At 73.0% G+C, this 22,863-nt stretch carries 27 protein-coding genes; 19 read left to right on the plus strand and 8 right to left on the minus strand.

Annotation, left to right across the window (positions count from 1 at the left end; all coding sequences use genetic code 11):
- Positions 1 to 180 precede the first annotated feature (180 nt).
- The 12 genes from ACTVAJ_RS20040 (at position 181) to ACTVAJ_RS20095 (ending at position 10,572) form a co-directional block, all read left to right on the plus strand.
- Entirely contained in the window at positions 181 to 582 is a 402-nt protein-coding gene (locus tag ACTVAJ_RS20040) for a roadblock/LC7 domain-containing protein (protein ID WP_017599665.1), read from the plus strand.
- Positions 583 to 680: 98 nt separating this feature from the next.
- Complete coding sequence (locus ACTVAJ_RS20045) at positions 681 to 1,097, plus strand: DUF742 domain-containing protein (RefSeq protein WP_369974511.1); 417 nt, start codon at positions 681 to 683, stop codon at positions 1,095 to 1,097.
- A 34-nt stretch (positions 1,098 to 1,131) separates the two neighbouring features.
- On the plus strand, positions 1,132 to 1,725 hold the full coding sequence (locus ACTVAJ_RS20050) for a GTP-binding protein (RefSeq protein ID WP_017572034.1): 594 nt from the start codon (positions 1,132 to 1,134) through the stop codon (positions 1,723 to 1,725).
- A gap of 81 nt (positions 1,726 to 1,806) precedes the next feature.
- Positions 1,807 to 3,522: a DUF885 domain-containing protein gene (locus ACTVAJ_RS20055; RefSeq protein ID WP_470389729.1), complete on the plus strand. Its 1,716-nt coding sequence runs from the start codon at positions 1,807 to 1,809 to the stop codon at positions 3,520 to 3,522.
- A gap of 464 nt (positions 3,523 to 3,986) precedes the next feature.
- On the plus strand, positions 3,987 to 4,562 hold the full coding sequence (locus ACTVAJ_RS20060; RefSeq protein ID WP_470389730.1) for an HIT family protein: 576 nt from the start codon (positions 3,987 to 3,989) through the stop codon (positions 4,560 to 4,562).
- 129 nt (positions 4,563 to 4,691) lie between these two features.
- A complete protein-coding gene (gene pgsA / locus ACTVAJ_RS20065; RefSeq protein WP_470389795.1) occupies positions 4,692 to 5,321 on the plus strand; it encodes a phosphatidylinositol phosphate synthase in 630 nt (209 codons plus the stop codon).
- 31 nt (positions 5,322 to 5,352) lie between these two features.
- The gene (locus ACTVAJ_RS20070; protein WP_470389731.1) at positions 5,353 to 6,294 is read left to right on the plus strand and encodes a phosphatidylinositol mannoside acyltransferase; all 942 of its coding nucleotides are present in this window, start codon (positions 5,353 to 5,355) and stop codon (positions 6,292 to 6,294) included.
- The gene (locus ACTVAJ_RS20075; protein ID WP_470389732.1) at positions 6,291 to 7,484 is read left to right on the plus strand and encodes a glycosyltransferase family 4 protein; all 1,194 of its coding nucleotides are present in this window, start codon (positions 6,291 to 6,293) and stop codon (positions 7,482 to 7,484) included. The genes ACTVAJ_RS20070 and ACTVAJ_RS20075 overlap by 4 nt, the downstream gene beginning before the upstream one ends.
- An 18-nt stretch (positions 7,485 to 7,502) precedes the next feature.
- Entirely contained in the window at positions 7,503 to 8,048 is a 546-nt protein-coding gene (locus tag ACTVAJ_RS20080) for a hypothetical protein (protein WP_470389733.1), read from the plus strand.
- Positions 8,049 to 8,230: 182 nt separating this feature from the next.
- The gene (pdxS, locus tag ACTVAJ_RS20085; RefSeq protein ID WP_470389734.1) at positions 8,231 to 9,142 is read left to right on the plus strand and encodes a pyridoxal 5'-phosphate synthase lyase subunit PdxS; all 912 of its coding nucleotides are present in this window, start codon (positions 8,231 to 8,233) and stop codon (positions 9,140 to 9,142) included.
- 75 nt (positions 9,143 to 9,217) lie between these two features.
- Positions 9,218 to 9,826: a pyridoxal 5'-phosphate synthase glutaminase subunit PdxT gene (gene pdxT / locus ACTVAJ_RS20090; protein ID WP_470389735.1), complete on the plus strand. Its 609-nt coding sequence runs from the start codon at positions 9,218 to 9,220 to the stop codon at positions 9,824 to 9,826.
- Entirely contained in the window at positions 9,823 to 10,572 is a 750-nt protein-coding gene (locus ACTVAJ_RS20095; protein WP_268641806.1) for a YebC/PmpR family DNA-binding transcriptional regulator, read from the plus strand. Before pdxT ends, ACTVAJ_RS20095 begins: the two co-directional genes overlap by 4 nt.
- Positions 10,573 to 10,677: 105 nt before the next feature.
- Here the strand turns inward: ACTVAJ_RS20095 and ACTVAJ_RS20100 are convergent, their stop codons facing one another.
- On the minus strand, positions 10,678 to 11,610 hold the full coding sequence (locus ACTVAJ_RS20100) for an NAD-dependent epimerase/dehydratase family protein (RefSeq protein WP_470389736.1): 933 nt from the start codon (positions 11,608 to 11,610) through the stop codon (positions 10,678 to 10,680).
- A gap of 140 nt (positions 11,611 to 11,750) precedes the next feature.
- Here ACTVAJ_RS20100 and ACTVAJ_RS20105 point away from each other — a divergent pair, with 140 nt between their 5' ends.
- Positions 11,751 to 12,449, plus strand: coding sequence for a TetR/AcrR family transcriptional regulator (locus tag ACTVAJ_RS20105; RefSeq protein ID WP_470389737.1), 699 nt, complete (start codon positions 11,751 to 11,753; stop codon positions 12,447 to 12,449).
- A 148-nt stretch (positions 12,450 to 12,597) separates the two neighbouring features.
- On the opposite strand, the gene ACTVAJ_RS20110 is transcribed toward ACTVAJ_RS20105, so the two are convergent.
- Entirely contained in the window at positions 12,598 to 12,753 is a 156-nt protein-coding gene (locus ACTVAJ_RS20110; RefSeq protein WP_470389738.1) for a hypothetical protein, read from the minus strand.
- Positions 12,754 to 13,224: 471 nt separating this feature from the next.
- On the opposite strand from ACTVAJ_RS20110, the gene ACTVAJ_RS20115 reads away from it, so the two are divergent.
- Positions 13,225 to 13,371 (plus strand): hypothetical protein, encoded by a 147-nt coding sequence (locus tag ACTVAJ_RS20115; protein ID WP_470389739.1) that lies wholly within the window; start codon positions 13,225 to 13,227, stop codon positions 13,369 to 13,371.
- 89 nt (positions 13,372 to 13,460) lie between these two features.
- Here the strand turns inward: ACTVAJ_RS20115 and ACTVAJ_RS20120 are convergent, their stop codons facing one another.
- From ACTVAJ_RS20120 to ACTVAJ_RS20145, 6 genes are all read right to left on the minus strand, one after another.
- A complete protein-coding gene (locus tag ACTVAJ_RS20120) occupies positions 13,461 to 13,955 on the minus strand; it encodes a hypothetical protein (protein ID WP_470389740.1) in 495 nt (164 codons plus the stop codon).
- 56 nt (positions 13,956 to 14,011) lie between these two features.
- Positions 14,012 to 14,437: a PPOX class F420-dependent oxidoreductase gene (locus ACTVAJ_RS20125; protein ID WP_470389741.1), complete on the minus strand. Its 426-nt coding sequence runs from the start codon at positions 14,435 to 14,437 to the stop codon at positions 14,012 to 14,014.
- Complete coding sequence (locus tag ACTVAJ_RS20130) at positions 14,434 to 15,789, minus strand: adenylosuccinate synthetase (protein WP_470389742.1); 1,356 nt, start codon at positions 15,787 to 15,789, stop codon at positions 14,434 to 14,436. Before ACTVAJ_RS20130 ends, ACTVAJ_RS20125 begins: the two co-directional genes overlap by 4 nt.
- A complete protein-coding gene (locus ACTVAJ_RS20135; protein WP_470389743.1) occupies positions 15,786 to 16,781 on the minus strand; it encodes a hypothetical protein in 996 nt (331 codons plus the stop codon). The genes ACTVAJ_RS20130 and ACTVAJ_RS20135 overlap by 4 nt, the downstream gene beginning before the upstream one ends.
- Positions 16,782 to 16,831: 50 nt before the next feature.
- Complete coding sequence (locus ACTVAJ_RS20140) at positions 16,832 to 17,941, minus strand: protein kinase family protein (RefSeq protein WP_470389744.1); 1,110 nt, start codon at positions 17,939 to 17,941, stop codon at positions 16,832 to 16,834.
- Positions 17,942 to 18,008: 67 nt separating this feature from the next.
- Positions 18,009 to 18,809, minus strand: coding sequence for an NUDIX hydrolase (locus ACTVAJ_RS20145; protein WP_470389745.1), 801 nt, complete (start codon positions 18,807 to 18,809; stop codon positions 18,009 to 18,011).
- Positions 18,810 to 19,225: 416 nt separating this feature from the next.
- Between ACTVAJ_RS20145 and ruvC the strand changes: the two genes are divergently transcribed.
- The 5 genes from ruvC (at position 19,226) to ACTVAJ_RS20170 (ending at position 22,812) form a co-directional block, all read left to right on the plus strand.
- The gene (ruvC, locus tag ACTVAJ_RS20150; RefSeq protein WP_470389796.1) at positions 19,226 to 19,774 is read left to right on the plus strand and encodes a crossover junction endodeoxyribonuclease RuvC; all 549 of its coding nucleotides are present in this window, start codon (positions 19,226 to 19,228) and stop codon (positions 19,772 to 19,774) included.
- Between the two features lie 45 nt (positions 19,775 to 19,819).
- Positions 19,820 to 20,431, plus strand: coding sequence for a Holliday junction branch migration protein RuvA (ruvA, locus tag ACTVAJ_RS20155; RefSeq protein ID WP_470389746.1), 612 nt, complete (start codon positions 19,820 to 19,822; stop codon positions 20,429 to 20,431).
- Positions 20,432 to 20,442: 11 nt separating this feature from the next.
- Positions 20,443 to 21,510: a Holliday junction branch migration DNA helicase RuvB gene (ruvB, locus tag ACTVAJ_RS20160; protein ID WP_470389747.1), complete on the plus strand. Its 1,068-nt coding sequence runs from the start codon at positions 20,443 to 20,445 to the stop codon at positions 21,508 to 21,510.
- Positions 21,511 to 21,797: 287 nt separating this feature from the next.
- Entirely contained in the window at positions 21,798 to 22,163 is a 366-nt protein-coding gene (gene yajC, locus ACTVAJ_RS20165) for a preprotein translocase subunit YajC (RefSeq protein ID WP_470389748.1), read from the plus strand.
- Between the two features lie 94 nt (positions 22,164 to 22,257).
- Positions 22,258 to 22,812, plus strand: coding sequence for an adenine phosphoribosyltransferase (locus ACTVAJ_RS20170; protein WP_470389749.1), 555 nt, complete (start codon positions 22,258 to 22,260; stop codon positions 22,810 to 22,812).
- Positions 22,813 to 22,863: the final 51 nt, after the last annotated feature.

A 22,863-nucleotide genomic window follows, 5' to 3' on the forward strand; every position in this document is an offset into this window, starting at 1 on the left:
TAGCATCTACCGAGCTTCTCGGACGGGCTACACCCAGCGCTTGACGAGAGTCGAACACCAGACCCCCGGTGACCGTCCCCTCAGGCGGGACCGGGCAGGACGCAGGAACAGTGCTGTCACATGCCGTGCCGGCGGTAGCAGTGCGGTGAGACCAGCCGGCGAACTTGGACAGGAGATCAGATGAGTCGACAGGTCAATGAGCTCAACTGGTTGATCACTGACTTTGCCGACCGGGTTCCCGATGTGGCCCACGCGATCGTCGTCTCCTCTGACGGCCTTCCGTTGGCGTCGTCGGCGGGCTTCCCGACGGACAGGGCGGACCAGCTGGCGGCCATCGCCTCCGGCCTCTCCAGCCTGACGCAGGGAGCGTCCCGGGTGTTCGAAGGCGGAGCGGTCGCCCAGACCGTCGTGGAGATGGAACGGGGGCTGATGCTCATCATGGCCATCAGCGACGGTTCCTGCCTGGCGGTGCTGGCAGCGGCCGAGAGTGATCTGGGTCTGGTCGCGTACGAGATGACCCTGCTCGTCGAGCGGGCGGGGCGGGCGCTGACACCAACGGCGCGCACCTCGGGAATCCACTGATCCACCACCGACAGGAGGAAGTGGTGGCACCTCACAGTAGAGATGCCGGGAGCGCCTCGTGGTTCGGACAACAGCCGGGCGGTCCCTCCACCGGAGGGATCCCGTCTGTTCCGGGCGGCGGAGATGTTCCCCGACCAATCCAACAACCGTACGAACAACGACCCGCGGCGGGGAGCGCGCCCAGTTCACTGGTCCGCCCCTACGCCGTGACCAAAGGCCGTACCAAGCCGAAGTCGCAGCTTCCCCTGGAGGCGCTGATCTCGGCGACGGCGGCGGCCCGTAACGAGTCTGGGACGCTGACGCCCGAGTGGCAGGCGATCAGCGACCTGTGCCGGGAGTGGCGCTCCGTGGCGGAGATCTCCGCCCTCTTGCGGATGCCGCTCGGTGTGGCGCGGGTGCTTGTGGCGGACATGTCCGAGCAGGGACTGGTCCAGATCAGGTCTTCGCTGAACAACGACGCCCGTCCCAACACCAACCTGCTTGAAAGGGTGCTCAGTGGACTTCGCAAGCTCTAGCCCAGCCGAGGAAGGCGGTGCTGGGGGGAACGCGATGACGTCGGTCAAGATCGTCGTCGCCGGGGGCTTCGGTGTCGGGAAGACGACATTCGTTGGCTCCGTCTCCGAGATCGTGCCGCTGACCACCGAAGCGGTGATGACCAGCGCCAGCGTCGGGGTCGACGACCTCGCCAAGACGCCGGACAAGCAGACCACCACCGTGGCGATGGACTTCGGCCGTGTCTCCCTCGACTCCGACCTGATCCTGTACCTGTTCGGCACCCCCGGACAGCACCGGTTCTGGTTCATGTGGGACGACCTCGTCAAGGGCGCCATCGGCGCCGTCGTCCTGGTGGACACCCGTCGCCTGGCGGACTGCTTCCCCGCGATCGACTACTTCGAGGAGGCGCGTCTGCCCTTCATCGTGGCGATCAACGGGTTCGACGGGTACTACCCCCACGCCGCGGACGAGGTTCGGGACGCGCTGACGCTCAGCCCCGAGATCCCCATCGTCCAGGTGGACGCCCGCGACAGGGCCTCCACCAAGTCGACGCTCATCACCCTCGTCGAGCACGCCATCACGGTGGGGGACCCCGAGGGCGCGGCAGGACAGCCCACCTCCACTGGCGGCCAGAACTCCTGGCGCTAGTCCCGGGCCGGGGTCCCGCACAGAGCACGGCCCGGTTCCCGCACGGCGGGGACCGGGCGTCCGTGCTGGCATCATGGGGGGATGAGTTCTCCCTCCCAGCCCGACGCCGAGGCGATGACACAGCGGTTCCGACAGGTGGCCGAGCGGGTGCTCGACGCCCTCCTGGAGGACGCGCCCGAATGGGCGCTGGAGCTGGGTGAGGCCCGTGGAGCGGATCGGCTGTCCGACCACTCCGCCGAGGCCGACGCGCGGCGGATCGCCGTGCTCACCGACGCCCTGGGGTCACTGGACGAGATCGACGGCGACCTGATCCCCGGGGGCGACCTGGTCGACCTGGAGATCCTGCGCGCCAAGGTCAGCGCGGACCTGTGGCACACCGCCGAGCTGCGTCCGCGCACCTGGAACCCCCTGCTCCACTCGCCGGGGGAGGCCGTCCACGCGCTGCTGGACCGTGACTCACTGCCGGTTCCCGAGCGCCTGGAGGCGATCGCCGCGCGCTGTGCCGCGCTGCCCGACTACCTCGACACCGCCCGCACGCGGCTCTCCGACGGGCCGGGCATGCCACGCGTCCACGTGGAGACCGCCCTGGCCCAACTCGGCGGTGCCCGTACGCTGCTCACGGACGGGATCTCGTCCCTGCTCTCCCGGGAGCCCTCGCTGGCCTCCCGGGTCGATCCCGCGCGTGAGGCCGCCCTCGCCGCGGTCGAGGCGTACGGCCACTGGCTCGGCGGCCGCGCCGAGACCGCCACCGCCGACCCCCGACTCGGCGCACGCGACTTCGCCGCCCAGCTCTGGTACACGCTGGACTCCGAACTGTCCCCCGACGCGCTGTTGGTGCGCGCGGAGAGCGACCTGCTCGCCACGGAGGAGGCCATCGCCGAGGCCGCCGCCGAGTACGAGGGGCGCCCCCGCCGCTCCGGCCAGGTCGCCGAGGTGCTCGCGGGACTGGCCGACGCCACCGCCACGGACGCCGACGGGATCCGACCGGCCTGCGCCGACGCGCTGGCCCACCTGTGGGACCGCGTCCGCGAACTGGACCTGGTCACCGTGTACGACGACCCGGTCCGGATCATCCCGATGCCCGAGTCCCGGCGCGGTGTGGCCGTGGCCTACTGCGACCCGCCCGGGCCGCTGGACCCGAACGCCCGGGACCTTGCCACCCTCGTCGCGGTGGCCCCGCCGCCCGGGGACTGGTCGAGGTCGCGCCAGGACTCGTTCTTCCGCGAGTACAACGGCACGATGCTGCGCAACCTCATGGTGCACGAGGCCGTCCCGGGCCACGCGCTGCAACTCGCGCACGCCGCGCGCCACGACGGGGGGACGCGGGTCCGCAACGCCCTGTGGAGCGGCACGTTCGTCGAGGGGTGGGCGGTCTACACCGAGGAGGTGCTCGCGGGCCGCGGTTGGGCCGACGGCACCGGTGAGGCCGTGCGCCGCGACAACCTGGCCCTGCGGCTGATCCAGCTCAAGATGCGGCTCCGCGCGGTCCTCAACGCCGTCCTGGACGTGCGGACGCACACCGGGGACATCACCGAGGCCGAGGCGATCGCCCTGCTCACCGAGCGCGGCCACCAGGAGGAGGGGGAGGCGGTCGGCAAGTGGCGCCGGGCCCAGCTCACCAGCGCCCAGCTGTCGACCTACTACGTCGGCTACACCGAGGTCGCCGAGATCGCCCGTGACCTCGCCGCCGCCCGGCCCGGGGCCACCGTGCGCGAGCGCCACGACGCCATGCTCGCGCACGGTTCCCCGCCGCCGCGCCACCTGCGCACCCTCCTGGGACTGGCGGAACAGTGCTGACAGCGGTCCTGCGCTGCGCTTCGGACCGGGTTCGGGCGCCCGGGAGGCGGGTTGCTTCCTCCTCGGCTTCGCCTGTCGCTCGTTCCTCGCTACGCGGCTCGCCTCGCCCGCCCGTCGCCCGCCACCGCCCTCAACGGACGCCTGCGGCGCGGTGCCCACTCGAAGCACCCCGTCGGCGCCCGAGTGGTGTCTGCCTTGGTCCTGCGCTGCGCTTCGGACCGGGTTCGGGCGCCTGAGAGGCGGGTTGCTTCCTTCTCGGCTTCGCCTGTCGCTCGTTCCTCGCTACGCGGCTCGCCTTGTCGTGCAGCACCCCGCCGGCGCCCGAACGGCGAACCCCCTGCGGTGGCCGCCACGGTTCGCCCGCCGTGCTCCTATGCTGGGGGCGCAGGACCACACCGAAGACGTGAAGGAGGTAGGGGCTCCCTCCCCGGTACGAGACCGGGGGCACCCGCCCCGGAAAGCCGATGAGCGGTGTCGAGAACGGCCCCACGAGCGGACCGCCCAACCCCCCCGGTGCGGGGACCGGAACCCCGGACGGGTGGGAGCGGCTGTGGACGCCGCACCGCATGGCCTACATCAAGGGCGAGGGGAAGCCCACCGGGTCGGGCCCCGAGGACGGCTGCCCCTTCTGCGCGGCGCCCGGGCTCGACGACGCCGACGGGCTCGTGGTCGCACGCGGCAAGACCGCCTTCGTCGTGCTCAACCTCTACCCCTACAACAGCGGACACCTGCTCGTGTGCCCCTACCGCCACGTGTCCGAGTACACCGCCCTGGACGAGGACGAGACCGCCGAGGTCGCCGCCCTGACCCAGGCCGGGATCCGCGCGCTCACCGACGCGTACGGGCCGCAGGGGTTCAACGTCGGCATGAACCTCGGTACCGTGGCCGGTGCCGGGATCGCGGCCCACCTGCACCAGCACATCGTCCCCCGCTGGGGAGGCGACACCAACTTCATGCCGGTCATCGGCCACACCAAGATCCTGCCCGAGATGTTGGAGCAGACCCGCCGGAAGTTGGCCGAGCACTGGCCCGGGGGCTGAGTCCGGGCCGCTTCGCGTCGCCCGCACCGACGACCGGGCGGCGCGCCACCCCCGCCGGGCGCGGATCCCACCCCCGGGACCGTTCCCGCCCTACCATCACAAGAAGACATGCTGAGAATCCTTCGCCCCATGATCTCCCGGGTCACCACTCCGCTCGGTCGGAGCCTGGCCCGGATCGGCCTCACGCCGAACATCGTCACCATCATCGGAACCGTGGGGGTCGTCGCCAGCGCCCTGTACTTCTACCCCCGCGGTGAGCTCTACGCCGGCTCGGTCGTCATCACCGTCTTCGCGCTCTTCGACATGCTCGACGGCGCGGTCGCCCGGGCCAACGACAGCGCCAGCTCGTTCGGCGCCTTCCTCGACTCCAGCCTCGACCGGGTGGCCGACGCCGCCATCCTCGCCGGGCTCCTGTGGTGGTTCATCGGGGAGGGCGACGAGACCCTGCTCGCGGGGGTCACCCTCTTCTGCCTCATCACCGGGTTCATGGTCTCCTACATCAAGGCCAGGGCCGAGGGGCTCGGCGTCAACTGCGACGTGGGCATGGCCGAGCGGACCGAGCGGCTCATCATCATCCTGGTCGCCGCCGGCGTCGGCGGGTTCGGCGTCCCCTACGTCCTGGCGGGCGGTCTGTGGCTGCTCGCGGGCATGACGCTGCTGACCGTGCTCCAGCGGCTCGTGGAGACCCGCGCACGCCTGAACGAGATCGACGAGGGCTCCCGGGCGGTCGACAGCGACGGCGCGGGCAGCGGGGCCTGAACCGCCCCCGGGGAGGACGAGGAAGCACGACGTGGACGAACGCATGGCCGACCTGGCCTACTCGGCCGGTTGGACGATGGTGCGGCGCTCACCCGAACGCGTCGGCCGCGCGGTGTTCGAGCGGATGGCCGACCACGCCTGGCGCGGCCACGACGGGGGGACCCGGGGACTCGAACGCAACCTGCGCCGCCTGCTCGGCCCCGAGGCCACCGACGCGCAGCTACGCGCGCTCTCCCGTGCCGGGATGCGCTCGTACATGCGCTACTACTACGAGATGTTCCGCCTGCCCGCGATGGACCGCGACCACGTGCTCGCGCACACCCGGCACAGCGGGGTCGAGGCGTTGGAGCGCAACCTGGGCTCCGGTCGCGGTGTCATCGCCGCCCTGCCGCACATGGGCAACTGGGACCACGCCGGAGCCTGGATCACCATGCGCGGCCATCGGCTGACCACGGTCGCCCAGCGGCTGCGCCCGGAACGGCTCTTCCGGCGCTTCACCGCCTACCGCGAGTCCCTGGGCATGGAGGTCCTGCCGCTGACCGGCGGCAAGGACACCGTCGGGACCCTGGCGCGGCGGCTGCGCGCTGGGGGACTGGTGTGCCTGCTGGCCGACCGCGACATCGGCGGCGGCGGGCCCGAGGTGGAGTTCTTCGGGGAGCGGACGCGTATGCCGTCCGGACCCGCGGCCCTGGCCCTCAACACCGGCGCCGCACTGATGCCCGTCTCCCTCTGGTACGACGGCCCGTACTGGAACATCCGCGTCCACGACGAGATCCCCGTCGCCCCCGGCAGCACACGCAGTCAACGGATCCGGGCCACCACCCAGGAGCTGGCCCGCGTCTTCCAGAGTGAGATCGCCGCCCATCCGGAGGACTGGCACATGCTCCAGACCGTGTTCAGCGCCGACCACGAGGCCGACCGCCTGGAGCGGGAGCGGGCGGAGGCGCTCCGGCGCCTCGAACGGGGCGCGTGACCGTGGGCATGCGTGTCGGCCTGGTCTGCCCCTACGCCTGGGACGTCCCGGGCGGGGTGCAGCAGCACGTCGGCGACCTGGCCGACGCGCTGACCGGCATGGGCCACGAGGTGTCGGTGCTGGCCCCGGTCGGGGAGCCCGGCACCGACCTGCCGGACCACCTGGTACCGGCGGGCCGCCCGGTGCCCGTGCCCTACAACGGTTCGGTGGCACGCGTCAGCTTCGGGCCGCGTACCGCCGCGCGGGTGCGCCGGTGGATCGACGACGGCGCCTTCGACGTGCTGCACGTCCACGAACCCTCGGCGCCCAGCGTCTCCCTCCTGTCGTGCTGGGCCGCCGACGGCCCCATGGTCGCCACCTTCCACACCAGCAACCCGCGCTCCCGGGCGATGTCGGCGGGGTCGGGGGCGCTGCGTTCGGCCATGGAGAAGATCAACGCGCGCGTGGCCGTCTCCGAGGCGGCACGGCGCACGCTGGTCGAACACCTGGGCGGGGACGCCGTGCTCATCCCCAACGGCGTGGCCGTGCGCCGCTTCGCCCGTGCCGCACCGCTGCCGGGCTGGCCCGGTGCCGGCGGTTCCCTCGCCTTCCTCGGCCGCCTCGACGAACCGCGCAAGGGTCTGGCCACCCTGTTGGAGGCCTTCACCCTGCTCGCGCCCGAGCGTCCCGGGCTGCGGGTCCTGGTGGCCGGTCCGGGCGACGCCGGGCCCGCCCTGGAGTCGGTTCCCGCACACCTGCGCGACCGCGTCGTCCTCCTCGGGCGGCTCGACGACGCCGACAAGGCGCGCGCCTACCATTCCGCCGACGTGTTCTGCGCGCCCAACCTGGGCGGCGAGAGCTTCGGGATCGTCCTCACCGAGGCGATGTCGGCCGGGGCGGCGATCGTCGCCAGCGACATCCCCGCCTTCGCCGCCGTCCTGGACGGCGGTGCGGCGGGTGAGCTCTTCCGCGTCGGTGACGCCGTCCACCTCGCCGAACGGGCCGGAGCGCTCCTGGACGACCCCGCCCGCCGCGCCGAGCTGGGCACCGCCGCCCGCCGTGCCGTACGCGCCTACGACTGGGAGACCGTCGCCGCCGAGGTCGTCCGCGTCTACGAGACCGTCCTGATGTGCGGCGGCGCACCCGCCGCGGGGGTCCGTCTGGACAGCGGCCCCAGCGCCACCGCGCTGCTGCGCCGCGGGGTGGGGTGATCGGTCCTGGTCGAGGACGTGCTGTTCGTCGCCGCGGTGGCCGCGGCGGTCCTGGCCCTGGTGCTGTCCGCGTTCTACCTGTCGTGGCGGGCCACCCGGCTGGACCGCCTCCACCACCGTGTGGAGACGGCCCGAGCCGCCCTGGACGCGGCGCTGCTGCGGCGGGGCTCCGCCGTCCTGGACCTGGTCGCCGCCGACGGTCTGCCACCCGAGCGCGCCCGGGCGCTCGCCGACGCCGCCACCGCCGCGCGCAGGGCACCGCAGACACAGCGCGAACTGGCCGAGAGCGCGCTGTCGCGGGCGCTGCGCGCGGCCGTCGAACCGTCGTCCGGCGCGCCCGGGGGACTCCACGACCACCTGACCGAGGTGGCCGGTGCGGCTCGGCGCGTCCATCTGGCCCGCACCTTCCACAACGACGCCGTGGCCGACACCCGTCGTGCCCGCCGGTCCCGGCTCGTGCGCGCCCTGCGCCTGGCGGGTACGGCGCCCCTTCCGGACTTCTTCGAGATCGACGACGAACCCCCGGCGATCCCTCCGCCGTCGACCGGACCCGACACCCTGTAAGGGGCCGACCCGCGAAAACACCGATCTGGCCAAAGTGGTCGGTAGGGGGAGGAACTACGATGGAGTGTCGGTAGGCCCAGGGTGCGCGGCGCCGGAGGTATCCGCGGACCCCCGCGTGACCGCCGCCGCCGTTCCGGGCCCTACCCACGCTGTCAACACCTACGGGACGGGAGTCCACCACCGTGGCCACCAACGCATCGAACACCACCGACAACGCCGTCGGTACGCAGCGCGTCAAGCGAGGCATGGCCGAGCAGCTCAAGAACGGCGTCATCATGGACGTCGTCACCCCGGAGCAGGCCAAGATCGCCGAGGACGCCGGTGCCGTCGCGGTCATGGCCCTGGAGCGCGTCCCCGCCGACATCCGCAAGGACGGCGGAGTGGCCCGCATGTCCGACCCGGACATGATCGACGGCATCGTCGAGGCCGTCTCCATCCCGGTCATGGCCAAGGTCCGCATCGGCCACCTCGTCGAGGCCCAGGTGCTGGAGCACCTCGGCGTCGACTTCATCGACGAGTCCGAGGTCCTCACCCCGGCCGACGAGGCCTACCACATCGACAAGTGGGCGTTCACCGTCCCGTTCGTGTGCGGGGCGACCAACCTGGGTGAGGCGCTGCGCCGCATCGCCGAGGGCGCGGCGATGATCCGCTCCAAGGGCGAGGCCGGGACCGGCAACGTCGTCGAGGCCACCCGCCACATGCGGTCGATCCGCGGCGAGATCCGCCGCCTGGGCGGGCTCGACGAGGCGGAGCTGTTCGGCGCCGCCAAGGAGCTGCGCGCCCCGTACGAGATCGTCAAGGAGGTCGCGACCCTGGGCAAGCTCCCGGTGCCGCTGTTCTCCGCGGGCGGCGTGGCCACCCCGGCCGACGCGGCCCTGATGCGCCAGCTGGGCGCCGAGAGCGTGTTCGTCGGCTCGGGCATCTTCAAGTCCGGCGACCCGGCCAAGCGCGCCGACGCCATCGTGCAGGCCACCCTGCACTACGAGGACCCGGGCGTCATCGCGCGGGTGTCCCGCGGCCTGGGCGAGGCGATGGTCGGCATCAACCTGGATGACCTGGCCGACTCCGAGCGTTACGCCGGTCGGGGCTGGTAGACCGGCTCCGGGTGGCGGGTCCGCCCGCCACCCGCGCCCGCGTATCGACCGATGACACGACGAGTGAGGCCGTTCTTGACCGCCAGACCCACCATCGGTGTCCTCGCCCTCCAGGGCGACGTCGCCGAGCACCTGAGCGTCCTGGAGCAGTTGGACGTGCGGACCGCCAAGGTGCTCGGGCCCGACCAGCTCGACACCGTCGACGCCCTGGTCATCCCCGGGGGCGAGTCCACCACCATGTCCAAGCTGGCCGTCCGTTACGGCCTGCTGGAGCCGCTGCGCAAGCGGGTCGCGGCGGGGATGCCCGCCTACGGCACGTGCGCCGGAATGATCATGCTGGCCGACCGCCTGCTCGGCGGCATCGACGGCCAGGAGACGATCGGCGGCATCGACATGACGGTACGCCGCAACGCCTTCGGCCGGCAGACCGAGTCGTTCGAGGCGTCGGTCCCCATCGACGGTGTGTGCGAGGACCCCTTCGACGCGGTGTTCATCCGCGCTCCCTGGGTGGAGTCCGTGGGGCCCGGGGTGACCGTCCTCGGTCGCGTCCCCGGCCCCGACGAGGCCGGTAGGATCGTCGCCGTACGACAGGGCGGCCTGATGGCCACGTCCTTCCATCCCGAACTGACCGGCGACGCGCGCATCCACCGCCTCTTCGTCGACATCGTGAAAGGACACGCATGAGCGGCCACTCCAAGTGGGCCACCACCAAGCACAAGAAAGCCGTCATCGACGCCAAGCGCGGCAAGCTCTTCGCCAAGCTGATCAAGAACATCGAGGTGGCCGCGCGGACCGGTGGTGGAGACCCCGAAGGCAACCCGACGCTCTACGACGCCATCCAGAAGGCGCGCAAGAACTCGGTGCCGCTCGACAACATCGAGCGTGCCCGCAAGCGCGGCTCCGGTGAGGAGGCCGGCGGTGCCGAGTGGCAGACCATCATGTACGAGGGCTACGCGCCCGGCGGCGTGGCGATGCTCGTCGAGTGCCTGACCGACAACCGCAACCGCGCCGCCTCCGAGGTGCGCGTGGCGGTGACCCGCAACGGCGGGAACATGGCGGACGCCGGTTCGGTGTCCTACCTGTTCAACCGCAAGGGCGTCGTCATCGTGCCGAAGGAGGGCACGACCGAGGACGACGTGACCCTGGCGGTGCTGGAGGCGGGCGCCGAGGAGGTCGAGGACATCGGCGAGGCGTTCGAGATCGTCTCCGAGGCCACCGACATGGTCGCGGTGCGCACGGCGCTCCAGGAGGCGGGGATCGACTACGAGTCCGCCGACACCAACTGGCTGCCCACCATGGAGGTCCCGGTCGACGCCGAGACCGCCAAGAAGGTGATGCGCGTGGTGGACGCGCTGGAGGACTCCGACGACGTGCAGAACGTCTTCACCAACGCCGACATCCCCGACGAGGTCATGGCGGAGATCGGCTAGGGACCTCCCGGAGACCACGAACGCCGGTGGCCGCACCCCGCGGGGGCGCGGCCACCGGCGTTCGTGCGTCCCGGACCGGGCACACCGTCGGGGCCACGCGGTCACTCACGTGTCCAGGTGACCCCGCCACCACTCCACCGTCTCCTTCAGGGCGGTCTCCAGCGGGGTGGGGGCCAGGCCGAAGGTCTCCTGGAAGTCCGTGGAGTCGGCGACGAAGGGCCGGGTGAACTGGTAGCGGATCTCCTCCATCTCGCGCAGGGTCGGGGAGACCGCACCCAGGGTCCGTACCAGCCAACGCGGCATGACGCTGACGTCGACCGCGTCCAGCCCGGCGATCCGCCCGATCCCCTCGGCCATGTCACGCGCGCTCACCGGAGGGTTGGAGGGCACGTGCCAGGCGCGCCCGAAGGAGCGCTGGTCGGTGCCCGCCGTGACCAGGGCTTCGACCACGTCGCCGACGTAGCTCCAGGTGTGCGGCTGGTCGGCGTCGTAGAGGAAGCTCGCCGCCCTGCCCCGGAGCAGGCGGGGAACGAACCGCTCGCCCAGGTGCGACTGGCCCGCGCATCCGGGCCCGTAGTAGTCCCCGCACCGGACCTCGGTCACGCGGACCCGGCCCGCCGCGCTCTCGGTGAGGGCGTCCCGCCACATCCGGACCCGTGCCAGGGCCTTGGCGCCGGGCGGATCGAGGGGGTCGGACTCGCGCATGGGGCCCGTCGGCGGTGCGTACACGTAGAGGTTGCCGAGCAGGACGTAGTCGGCGCCGGTGTCCCGGGCGGCGCCCAGCAGCGCGGTGGCCAGGGGCGGCCAGTCCTGCGGCCAGCGGTGGTAGGGCGGGTTCGCGCAGTTGTAGAGGACGTCGGCCCCGTCGGCGATCTCGGTCAGGCGTGCCCGGTCGGAGGCGTCGACCGCGATCCGTTCGACCTCCTGCGGTCCCCGCCCGGAACGGCTGACCAGGGTGACCCGGTGCCCCCTGCGGTGGAGCGCACCGGCCAGCGGTGCTCCGATCTGGCCCGCTCCGACGATGACGTGGTGTCCCATGGTTGTGTGTCCGTCCGCTCCTGTGCGCGTGCACGAATAGGAGATCAGTGATCTCGTTCGAGAGCAATGCTCTCTGTTTCGGCGGTGCGAGTCAAGAGCAGTGCTCTCGGAAAAGATCGCTGTTCTGTTAGGCTGCCTCCATGAGAGCCAGCCAGACCGCCCGCGAACGCGCCCGCGCCGAACTGACCCGGGAGATCACCGAGGCCGCGCGCCGCCACCTGGCCACCGAGGGCGCCGTGGGACTGTCGCTGCGCGCCGTCGCCCGCGAGCTGGGCATGGCCTCCTCGGCCGTCTACCGCTACTTCCCCTCCAAGGACGACCTGCTCACGGCGCTGATCATCGACGGCTACAACGCCCTCGGGCAGGCGGTGGAGGAGGGCGACGCCACCCGGGACAGGGCCGACTTCACCGGACGATGGCAGGCCGCGTGCCACGCGGCGCGCGGGTGGGCCCTGGACCACCCGCACGAGTACGCGCTGCTGTTCGGCTCACCGGTGCCCGGTTACCGGGCCCCGCAGGACACGGTCGGCCCCGCCGTCCGCGACACGGCGGTGCTCGGCCGCATCGTGGCGGAGGCCCACCGCGACGGCGCCCTCGGCACGGGTGGCGGACTTCCTCCGGCCACGGAGCCGTTGGAGACCACCCCGATCGTCCGCGAACTGTTCCTCGACAGCCCGGACGAGGTGGTGGCCCGCGCGCTCAGCGCCTGGGCCGGGCTCTACGGCTGGATCGGCTTCGAGGTCTTCGGCCAGTTGGACGGTGTCGTGGGCAACCGGACGGCCGCCTTCGACCAGCACGTGGCACGCCTGGGGGCCATGATGGGACTCACCGGCCCCTGAACGGACGTCGGGCGGGCGGTCCGGTGGGTGCGCCCGGGCCGCTGGAGTGCCTGTCCAGCCGGGGGCGCCGATCCCGTGGAGCTGCTTCGCCGGCGGCGACGGGGGCGGCACCGCTCCAGGGGGTCGGGCGGGCGCGCGGGCGTTCCCCTCACCGCCGTCCCTCCCGGTCCAGGAGCATGTCCAGGTGTGCGCGCAGGGTGGCGCGGAGCCGTTCCGCGCTGAGGGACCCGTGCGGGGTGACGGTGTCGATGGTCAGCCCGCCGATGAGCGCGGTGACCTGGGGCCGCCCCGGCTTCGGGATCACGGGCGCCGAGCGCGGTGAGGGCGTCGGTGACGACCTGGCCGAGGTCCGCCGCCATGCGTTCGGAGATCGGCCTGAACACCGGTCGGGTACGCGCGGCGAGGATGAGTTCCAGGACGACGATCGACTCCTCACGTCGCTCCTCGTCCACGGGTAGCACCTCCTCGGCCAGCGCCTGGAGCGCGTCCAGCGCGGCCTCACCGGTCAGCCCGCGCAGACCCTCCACCGGATGGCGGGCGAGTCGCCTGCCCATACGGTCGCCCGCCTCCTTTGCGGCGGCGGCGAGGAGGTCCTCGTGCCCGTCGAAGTAGTGCCGGACCGAGCCGATGTTCAACTGGGACTCGGCGGCGACCTTGCACAGGGACAGGCCCTCGATGCCTTCGGCCACGACGAGGCGGAACGCGGCGTTGACGACGTGCCGGCGCCGCTGTCGCGTGCCTACGGTGAGGGCCCACCGAGCCAGGGGAGTCACGGTTGTCGGCTGATCGACGCGTGTACGAGGTCCGGGTCCCCGGGTGCGCGTCCGCCGCCATCGGCCGACCTGCCGTGGCCACCGAGGGTGACGCCGAACGGTTCGGGGACGTCGTGGAGCAGTGCCGCGTCGAGCACGGCCCGGGCTGAGCCCGGTTTCCGGCCCGGAGCGCCCCGGAACGGTCGGGAGGCGCCGAGCCGTCAGCGGGCGGGGACGCGGGGCAGCGGAGCCGGGCCGCTCACGTGCGGGTGTCGTGGTCCACCAGTCGGACGACCCTGTCGACGGCGGTGTCGTACCCGAGGACGGGATGGTCGTGGTCGACACCGCCCTCGGACCCCATCAGGACCGGTTTGCCCAGTCGGCGCCCGATCGCGCACAGGAGGTCGCAGAACACGTCCAGCCGTTCCTGCCCCTGCAACTCCCGCAGATCCACGTCGAAGTCGATCTCCCCCGGTGACCTGAAGCGGAAGATCGCCAGCACGTCGTCGGTCGGCCACACGCGCAGCTCCGGGCAGCCGGAGCCGGGGAGGCGGGACAGCACGGCCGCCGCCGACGGCAGGGCCGTCACGACGGAGCCCTCGGAGTACCGGTGCCGCCAGCCCCTCTCCAGCACCAGGTCGAGGAGCCACTGCCAGTCCCGCACCGAGGTGTCCGGGACACCGACGTCCGGCAGGGCCCCCATCACCTCGGCGTCGAACAGGTCCGCGACGTCCTCCCGGAGCAATCCGTCCACTCCGGGCGTGACGGCACGGTCAACCTCCCGCCCGGCCGCGGTGCCCCGGCCCGTGGTCACCCGCTCACGTCCAGGCCCGCGATGACCTTCGTGGGCCGGATCCGCACCACGAGCTCGCCCGGCACCCCGTTGCGGCGGCCGAACTCCTCGGCCCGGTCCTCACCCATGTACCGGCCGCCGATCACCGTCGCCGTCCGCAGCAGCTCCTCGGGGTCCTCCGACACCTCGGCCACCCCCTGCACCTGTACGAACGCGTACGGCGGACGTTCCAGGTCCACACTGAGCGCCACGCGGGGGTCCCGCAGGATCGACCGCCCCTTGGCCGAGGTCCTCCCGGTGTTGAGGACGATCTGGTCGCCCTCGACGGTGAACCAGACCGGCGCGACCAGGGGGCGGCCGTCCGAGGCGGTGTAGGCGAGCTTGCCGGTGCGGGTGCCTTCGAGGAGGAACGCGCGCACACGGGGGTCACTGAGGGAGGTCATGCGCTCACCCTAGTGCTCCGCCGTCCGCCGCTCCAGCCCCACGGCTCGCGTGCCCGCGTCGTGCCCGCGTCCTCCCGGGTCGGTCCGGAGAACACCGCCCCGACCGGTACCCCCAGCGCCCCGCCGATCGCCTCCACCGGTTCGTCCGGCACGGCCTCCAGCACCGGGCGGGCCGCCGTGAGCGCCGCGGTGAGGCGTTCTTGCCGTTCCAGGTCCGGGACGGCCGCCGGGGAGATCCGCAGCGGTGCGCCGTCGGCGCCCGTGTACCCCGTGCACCAGCGCGGCCCCGCCCCGGCCGCGGACCGCATCCGGTCGAGCGCGTCGGCGTGGGTGACCACCAGGGTGTCGACGCCCCCCGTGGCCTCCAGCGCGTACCGGTGCGCGACCAGGTCCAGGTGTCCCACCCGGAACGCGCCCTGCCAGGGGTGGGTCCCGTTGTGCCGTTCGGTGAGCGCCGCCCCGAGCACCGGGTCCTCGGTGACCAGCGGCCCCGCGCCGTGCCGTGTGGTGTAGGTCCGCACCACCCCGACCCGTCGCGCCGCCCCCCGCTGACCGGCCTCGGCGAGCAGGGCGAGCGGGTTGGCGGTCGTGGTGGTCGACCAGGTGGTGTGCGGATGGAACCCGTGCCACTCGTCCAGCAGCACCCCCTGGGCCCCCTCGAACACCACGGGGGAGGCGGCCAGCAGGCCGGGCAGGTACCGATCGTCCACCAGCCGCACCTGCTCGGCGAACGCCCGGTAGGTCAGCAGGCACTCCTCGACGTCGGGGGAGTCCTCGCCCCGACCCGCGTACTCCGCGAGGTACTCCGCCAGCCGGAGCAGTTTCCTCCGCAGCCGGGCCGGGTGCGCGCAGTCGCCGACGGTCGGGGCGTCCCCGGGGCGGGCGAGCGCGTAGGCCGCGGTCTCGCCCACCCCCATACCGCAGGACCCGTGCCGCTCCGCACCGCGCGCCCGCTCCCGCGCCCGGTTGACCGCCTGGTGCCAGGGCGTGCTGACCAGCGCCCGGCGGTCGACCGTCAGCAGGGCGAACGGATCGGGCACCCCCAGCGACGCCAGGTGCCGTGCCTCGCCCGCCAGCGCGAACGGGTCCACCACCGCGAACCGGGACAGGTGCGTGGGCACCGGGCCGCCCGGGGCGAGCGTGCCCGCCCCGAACTGCGCGAACGTGTGGTGCCGCCCGTCGGGCGCGACCACGTTGTGCGCGGCCTGGGCGCCGCCGTTGGCGCGCACGACGGCGCCGAAGCGCCGCCGCGCGCACAGCAGGTCGACGGTCACGCCCTTGCCCGCGTCGCCGAACCCCAGGTCGACGACGACCGCGTGCTCGTCGGCCCACCGGTCGGGACCCCCGCTCACAGGCGGTCCACCCCACGCTCGGCGGATCCGCCCGCGAGCCCGTCCGGGGCCTGGGAGACCACGACCGACCCGCGCGCCCGCGACAGCGGACGCAGTGCCCTGCCGACCACGTCACCGGCCCCGGAGCCCGCCTCGGCGAGGTCGTCCAGGCCCTCCTGGAGGTCGATGGCCTCCTCCCCCAGACCGACGGTGACCGCGATGGTCTCCGACACCGCGTCCAGGTCGTCCAGGTAGATGACGTTCTGGCCGAGGTGGGTGTCCCAGAACCCGCGGACCCTCTCGTCGTGGAAGTAGTGGCTGCCGGTCGGCATGATGTAGAAGACCTCGAACCTGCGGCGCAGCTCGGCGAGGATCACCGGGAACGGGATGTTCTCGCCGACGTCGTCGCCGATCACCTCGCGCACCTCCCGGGACTTGACCGCCCCGTAGGCCATCTCGTCGCCGATGAGGAACAGGTAGCCGCGCCGTCCGCGCTTGTCCAGGCAGTCCATCGCGGTGTGCCGGGCCATGAAGTACATGGCCAGCTCGTAGGACTCGGTGGCCTGGCCGCCGCCCCCGCCCTCCAGCAGGATGTTGCCCAGGTCGTCCTCCAGTTCGTTGCCGGACTCGAACTGGCCGACCTGGAGCGGTGCGCGGTCGCAGGTGGCGTCCCCGATCGCGCCGAACATGATCTGCGGGTCCTCCACGTACCCCTTGCGCAGCAGCAGGCCGAACAGGTCGGGCAGCTTCGTCTGGAGGATCCGGGGGACCCTGCCCATGGACCCGGTGACGTCGAACAGCACGGAGATGGCGAGCGAGTTGGGGTGGGCGTCCGAGTCGCGGCTCTCGCGCACGGTCACGCCCCTGGGGTCGAGCGAGTCGTGCACCCTCCAGGTGTGGCGCGGCCTGGACGAGGCCACGTGGTCGGTGTAGCCGAAGCTGCTGGAGCCGACGGAGGCGTTGTAGGCCTGTCGGGCGTGGTAGGCGTCGGTGGACCAGCTACTGCTTCCCATGGGGGTCTCCTTCGTCGGGTCGACGGTGTTCGGTGGGGGCGGCGCGGGGGTCAGGACGCCTCGGGCATGGGGAAGGGGCGGAACCGGCGCGGGCCGAACTCCCGTTCCAGCGCCTGGTCGAGTTCGCCCAGCAGGACGAGCCCGTCGCCCGGCCGCCGTTCGGGGGCGGGCAGTCGGCAGCCGCGGGCGAAGGCGCGCAGCCGCCGGGGCAGGCGGCCCGCGGTCACGTACTCGACGCAGCGGGTCGCCATGAAGACGTCGGTGGCGGGCACGGCGGGCCTGCGGTCGAGCACCTCGGGCGGGTACAGGTCCTCGCGGCGGGCGACCATCGCCGGGACGTGCGGTGCCGTGCGCGCGGCGTGGAGGGTCACCGAGTAGCACCAGTCGATGAGCACCAGGCCGTGCAGCCCGGGGTGGACCAGCACGTGCTCCGGTACGACCGCGCCGTGCACGACCCCCGCGCGGGAGGCGTTGCCGAGCGCGACCAGCAACCGCCGCCACATCCACGCCGCGTCGCGCGGGTCGACCCCGTCGGGGTGGGCGCGGCGCACGTCCGCCAGGCTGTGGAAGCCCCGGAGCCGACCGAGGACGTTGCCGTGCCGCTCGACACCGGTCGCGGCGTCGCGGTGGCGGATCCGCTCGACCAGCTCCGGGTAGAAGGCGCGGTAGCGCTCGCGGCCCTCCTCCCGGATCCTGCGCAGCGCCGTCGTCTCGGCCGTGACCAGGTCGTTGTCGCGGTGGGACCGGGGCAGTTTGAGGACCGCGTCGCGCCACGCGCCGCCGTCCTTGTAGCGCACCTCGTGCAGATCGGCGATGTCGCCGCGCGCCAGCGGGCCGGAACCGCGCCGCACGTGGTAGGTGCGCTTCCTCGTGACCAGGGTGAGGTCGGCCAGGCCCAGGCCGCCCTCCACCAGGTCGCGGTAGCGCGACCAGTTCTCGGTGAGGCGGGTGAACGCGGCGGCGGCCTCGGCGGTCCGCTCCTCCGGGGCGCGGTCGGGGTGGACCAGGCGGGCCAGGCGGCGGTACTCCGCGGTCGCCGCCGGGGGAGGGGCGCCGCCGTTCTCGGGCACCGGGCCGAACAGGGCCGTGGGGTCCCCGGCCAGGGCGAGGGCGCGCAACGCGTCGTCGAAGGGGGCGGTGGCTTCCTGGTCCGTGCTCATCTGCTGGCCCTTCCGGGGCGGGGGTCGGTGACGGCGCGGGGACGGGGCGCGGGGGGCGGTCAACGGTTCACTGGGCGCCGCGGAGCAGGGGCGGATGGAGCACGGCCGCGCCGCCCGCACGGTAGAGCCGGGGCCGCCGCCCGCCGCCGGATCCGCCGCGGTCGGCGAGGTCTCCGGTGTCCTCGACGAACCCGCGCGTGGCGAGGATCTTGCGGTGGAAGTTCGCACTGTGCAGCCGTGTGCCCCAGACCGCCTCGTACACCTCGCGCAGCGCGGTGATGGTGAAGGTGGGCGGCAGGAACGCGGTGGCCAGGGCGGTGTACTCCAACTTGGCGCGGGCGCGCTCGACGGCGTCGGCGACGATCCGCGCGTGGTCGAAGGCCAGCGGGCGGTCGGACCGGGCGCCGTCGCCGTGCCCGAGTTCGCTCCAGGGCACCCACTCCGCGGCGTCGGTGCCCCGGCCGACGTGGGGGTCGGGCAGGTCGGGGGCGAGGAGCAGGTAGGCGACCGAGACGATGCGCATGCGCGGGTCGCGGTCGCGCGCGCCGTAGGTCCGCAGCTGTTCCAGGTGGAGTTCGGTGGGCAGCGCGGTCTTCTCCGCCAGGACGCGCAGGGCGGCGTCGGGCAGGTCGGGGTCGGCGGGTCCGTCCGGCCCGTCCACCGCCCGGACGAACCCGCCCGGCAGGGCCCACCAGCCGCGCTGCGGAGGCGCCGAGCGGCGCGTCAGCAGGACGCACGGTGTCCCCGCCCGAATCGTGAGGGCTGCGACGTCCACGGTGACCGCCGTTGGCGCGAAGGCGCGCGGGTCGTAGCCGTCGAGGAACCGGCGTTCGCCGTCGTCGTGCGGTGGGGTCCCGCCGGTCTCCATGGGCACTCCTGTTGTTCTCAAGTTGAGTTTTTCTCAACTTGAGTTGAATCTAGCAGGAGGATCGGACGCCGTCCACCCCTTTTCCGGCGGGCCGGTGTCCCCGCGGCAGGTGCCAGGCCATGGCGGCGAACCGGCCCGGGCGCAGGGTGGGGCCGATCCGCCGCCGCAGGCCGTGGGGGCTGGAGTCGGCCGATGCGAGGAACAGTGCGGCGGTGGCGGGGCAGGGGTGCGGCGGCGCGGTACCGCACCCGCGCCGCCGCCGGTCCCGCCGGGCGGAAGGCCGGAAGGGGGTCGGCGGGAAGGGTGCCGCCCGGCACCAGGCTCAGTCCGACACGCTCGCACGGGGCGGCGCCGTCTGACGGTGCCCGCCGCTAGCATGGTGCGAACGGACGTTCGAGAAGGTGAGGGTGGGACGCGTGCGCGTGGTGGGGATCGACCCGGGACTGACCCGGTGCGGCGTCGGGGCCGTCGAGGGATCCATCGGCCGACCGCTCACCCTCCTGGGCGCCGACGTCGTCCGCACCAGCGCCGACACCGACCTCCCCCAGCGCCTGGTCGCCGTCGAACGCGGCATCGAGGACTGGATCGACCGGCACCAGCCCGACGCCGTCGCCGTCGAGCGCGTCTTCGCCCAGCACAACCTCAGCACCGTCATGGGCACCGCCCAGGCCAGCGGCATCGCCCTGCTGTGCGCCGCCCGCCGCGGCCTGCCCGTGGTCCTGCACACCCCCAGCGAGGCCAAGGCCGCCATCACCGGCAGCGGCCGCGCCGACAAGGCGCAGGTCGGCACCATGGTGGCGCGTATCCTCAGACTCGACGGTCCCCCCAGACCCGCCGACGCGGCCGACGCGGTCGCGCTCGCCATCTGCCACATCTGGCGGGGCGGCGCGGACGCCAGGGTCGCCCAGGCCAAACAGGACTTCGCCCGCAAGGTGGAACTGGCGCGCCGCAACCGCGCGCGGTGACCCACGCCCCCAGGAAGGAGAAGGGCGCCCCGGCGCCCGCACGAGATGATCGCGTTCCTCACCGGCCGGGTGGCCGCACGCGGCGCGGACACCGCCGTGATCGACGTCGGCGGGGTCGGCATGACCGTGCGCTGCACCCCCGCCGCCCTCTCCGGCCTCCACGTGGGCGAGACCGGGACCGTCGCCACCAGCCTCGTCGTCCGCGAGGACTCCCTGACCCTCTTCGGGTTCGCCGACGAGGACGAGCGCCAGCTCTTCGAACAGCTCCAGACCGCCTCCGGCGTCGGCCCGCGGCTGGCCCTGGCCATGCTCGCCGTCCACAGCCCGTCGAGCCTGCGGCACGCCGTGGCCACCGAGGACACCGCCGCGCTCACCCGCGTGCCGGGCATCGGCAAGAAGGGCGCCCAGCGCATCGTCCTCGAACTGCGCGGCAAGCTCGACGCCCCCGTCCTCGCCGACGGCGCGCCGCCCGCCGCGAGCGGCGCCGCCGAACCGAACGGCGCCTGGCGCGGCCAGGTCGTCTCCGGTCTGGTCAACCTCGGCTGGTCGGCCAAGGACGCCGAGGCCGCGGCCTCGGCGGTCGCCGCCGAGGCCGAGGACACCGCCGACGTCTCCGTCCTGCTGCGCAGCGCCCTGCGCAAACTCAGCCGCGCCTAGGAGCCCCTCCCATGCACGAACGCGACGCCGTGTCGCCCGACGCCCACGGTGACGAACGCCAGCTCGAAGGCGCCCTGCGGCCGCGCGGGCTGGACGAGTTCGTCGGCCAGGAGCGGGTCCGCGAACAGCTCTCCCTGGTGCTGCGCGGAGCCCAGCGGCGCAACCGGGCCCCCGACCACATCCTCATGTCCGGCGGCCCCGGCCTGGGCAAGACCACCCTCGCCATGATCATCGCCGCCGAGATGGGCGCCCCCCTGCGCATCACCTCAGGACCGGCCATCGAACGCTCCGGCGACCTCGCGGCCGTCCTGTCCACCCTCCAGGAGGGCGAGGTCCTCTTCCTGGACGAGATCCACCGCATGGCCCGCCCGGCCGAGGAGATGCTCTACGTCGCCATGGAGGACTTCCGGGTCGACGTCGTCGTGGGCAAGGGGCCCGGCGCCACCGCGATTCCGATCGACATCGCTCCGTTCACCCTGGTCGGGGCCACCACCAGGGCGGGCATGCTGCCCGCGCCGCTGCGCGACCGCTTCGGGTTCACCGCGCACATGGACTTCTACACCCCCGACGAGCTCGAACTCATCCTCCACCGCTCGGCGGGCCTGCTCGGCGCCCCCCTGGCGGAGGACGCCGCCCGTGAGATCGCCCGTCGCTCGCGCGGCACACCCCGGATCGCCAACCGCCTCCTGCGCCGCGTCCGCGACTACGCCGAGGTCCGCGGGGACGGCACGCTCTCCCTGGACACCGCCCGGTCGGCCCTGGAGCTGTACGAGGTCGACGCGCTCGGTATGGACCGCCTCGACCGCGCCATCCTCGACGTGCTCCTGCGCCGGTTCCGCGGCGGGCCGGTGGGCCTGTCGACGCTGGCTGTGTCGGTGGGGGAGGAGGCCGAGACGGTCGAGGTGGTCGCCGAACCCTTCCTGGTCCGCTCCGGTTTCCTGGCCCGCACCCCGCGCGGGCGGGTGGCGACCCCGCAGGCGTGGGCGCACATGGGGCTGACGCCGCCGCCCGACGCCGCGTTCGGAGCGGCCGCCGCGGACGGGTCCTCCGGCGGCGCCCAGGTGAACGGATCGCCGTGACCGCGACCGTCCGGCCCTCGCAACGGCCCGATCCGACCGTTGCGCCACCGATCCCTGACCGTGGGACCACGGTGACCAGCGCCACGTAAGCTGGAGACATCCAGCCGTTCGGGGCCACGGCTCCGCGTGTCGTTCGACACGGGCGGAACGCATGGGCGGTCCGAAGCGTTATGGACTGCGGGTGCGGTCCGTGACGCGACGTCCGGGTCGGCACGATGAAGGTGGTCGTCGCGGTTGCGAGCCGACAACGGTCGGCCACACGACGAAACGTCAGGAAGGACGCCCCAGTGCAGGGCATTTACACTCTCGCCGCCGAAGGAGAGCCCACCGGGGGCCTCCTGAACATGATTCTGCCGTTCGCGCTGATCCTCCTGGTGTTCTGGCTGCTGTTCTGGCGGCCGAACCAGAAGCGCCGCCAGCAGGAGCAGCAGATGGTGAACGCGCTCGTCCCCGGTGTCGAGGTCATGACCAAGGCGGGCATCTTCGCCACCGTCGTGGAGGTCCACGAGCAGGACGTCCTGCTGGAGATCTCCCCGGGCACCCGCATCCGCATGCTCAAGGCCGGTGTGGGTGAGGTCATCACCCCCGCCGCCGACGACACGCCGGTGGAGGACCGCCCCGACTTCGGCGACGACGACAAGCCCAACAGCTGACCACGGCCACACCGGCCCCACGCTCTCCGGTACCGGCCCCGACCAGGGCCGGTACCGGCGTGTTCGGCCCCCGCACGAGAAGGTCCCACCACCCATGCCCCACGACCCCGCGACCGCCGACGCCGGACCGCTCCTCGGCATGATCCGGTCGCACGTTCGCGACGTGCCCGACTTCCCGCAGCCCGGGGTGCTGTTCAAGGACATCACGCCGCTGCTCAACGACCGGGAGGCGTTCGGCGCCACCGTCCACGGGCTCGCCGGCCCCTTCTCGGCGGAGGGTGTGGACCACGTGCTCGGCCTGGAGGCGCGCGGCTTCATCTTCGGTGCTCCGGTCGCGCTCGCGCTGGACGCGGGCTTCGTTCCCGCGCGCAAAGCCGGGAAACTGCCCTCGCGGACCATCGGGCAGGCCTATGATCTGGAGTACGGCACCGCGACCGTGGAGATCCACGCCGACGCGATCCCCGCGGGCAGCCGTGTGCTCATCGTCGACGACGTGCTCGCCACCGGCGGCACCGGCAGGGCCGCGGTGGAACTCGTGCGCAAGGCGGGTGGTACGGTCGTGGGATTCTCCGTCCTGATGGAACTCTCCGCGCTCCAGGGACGCGAGAAGCTGCCGGATGTGGAGCTGCACAGCCTCCTGACGGTCTGACCGGGGAATCCCGACGCGCGTGCCCGCCCGCACGGGAATGCGCGACGAATC

This window comes from Nocardiopsis sp. KDC1DS13DA1 (assembly GCF_055632325.1).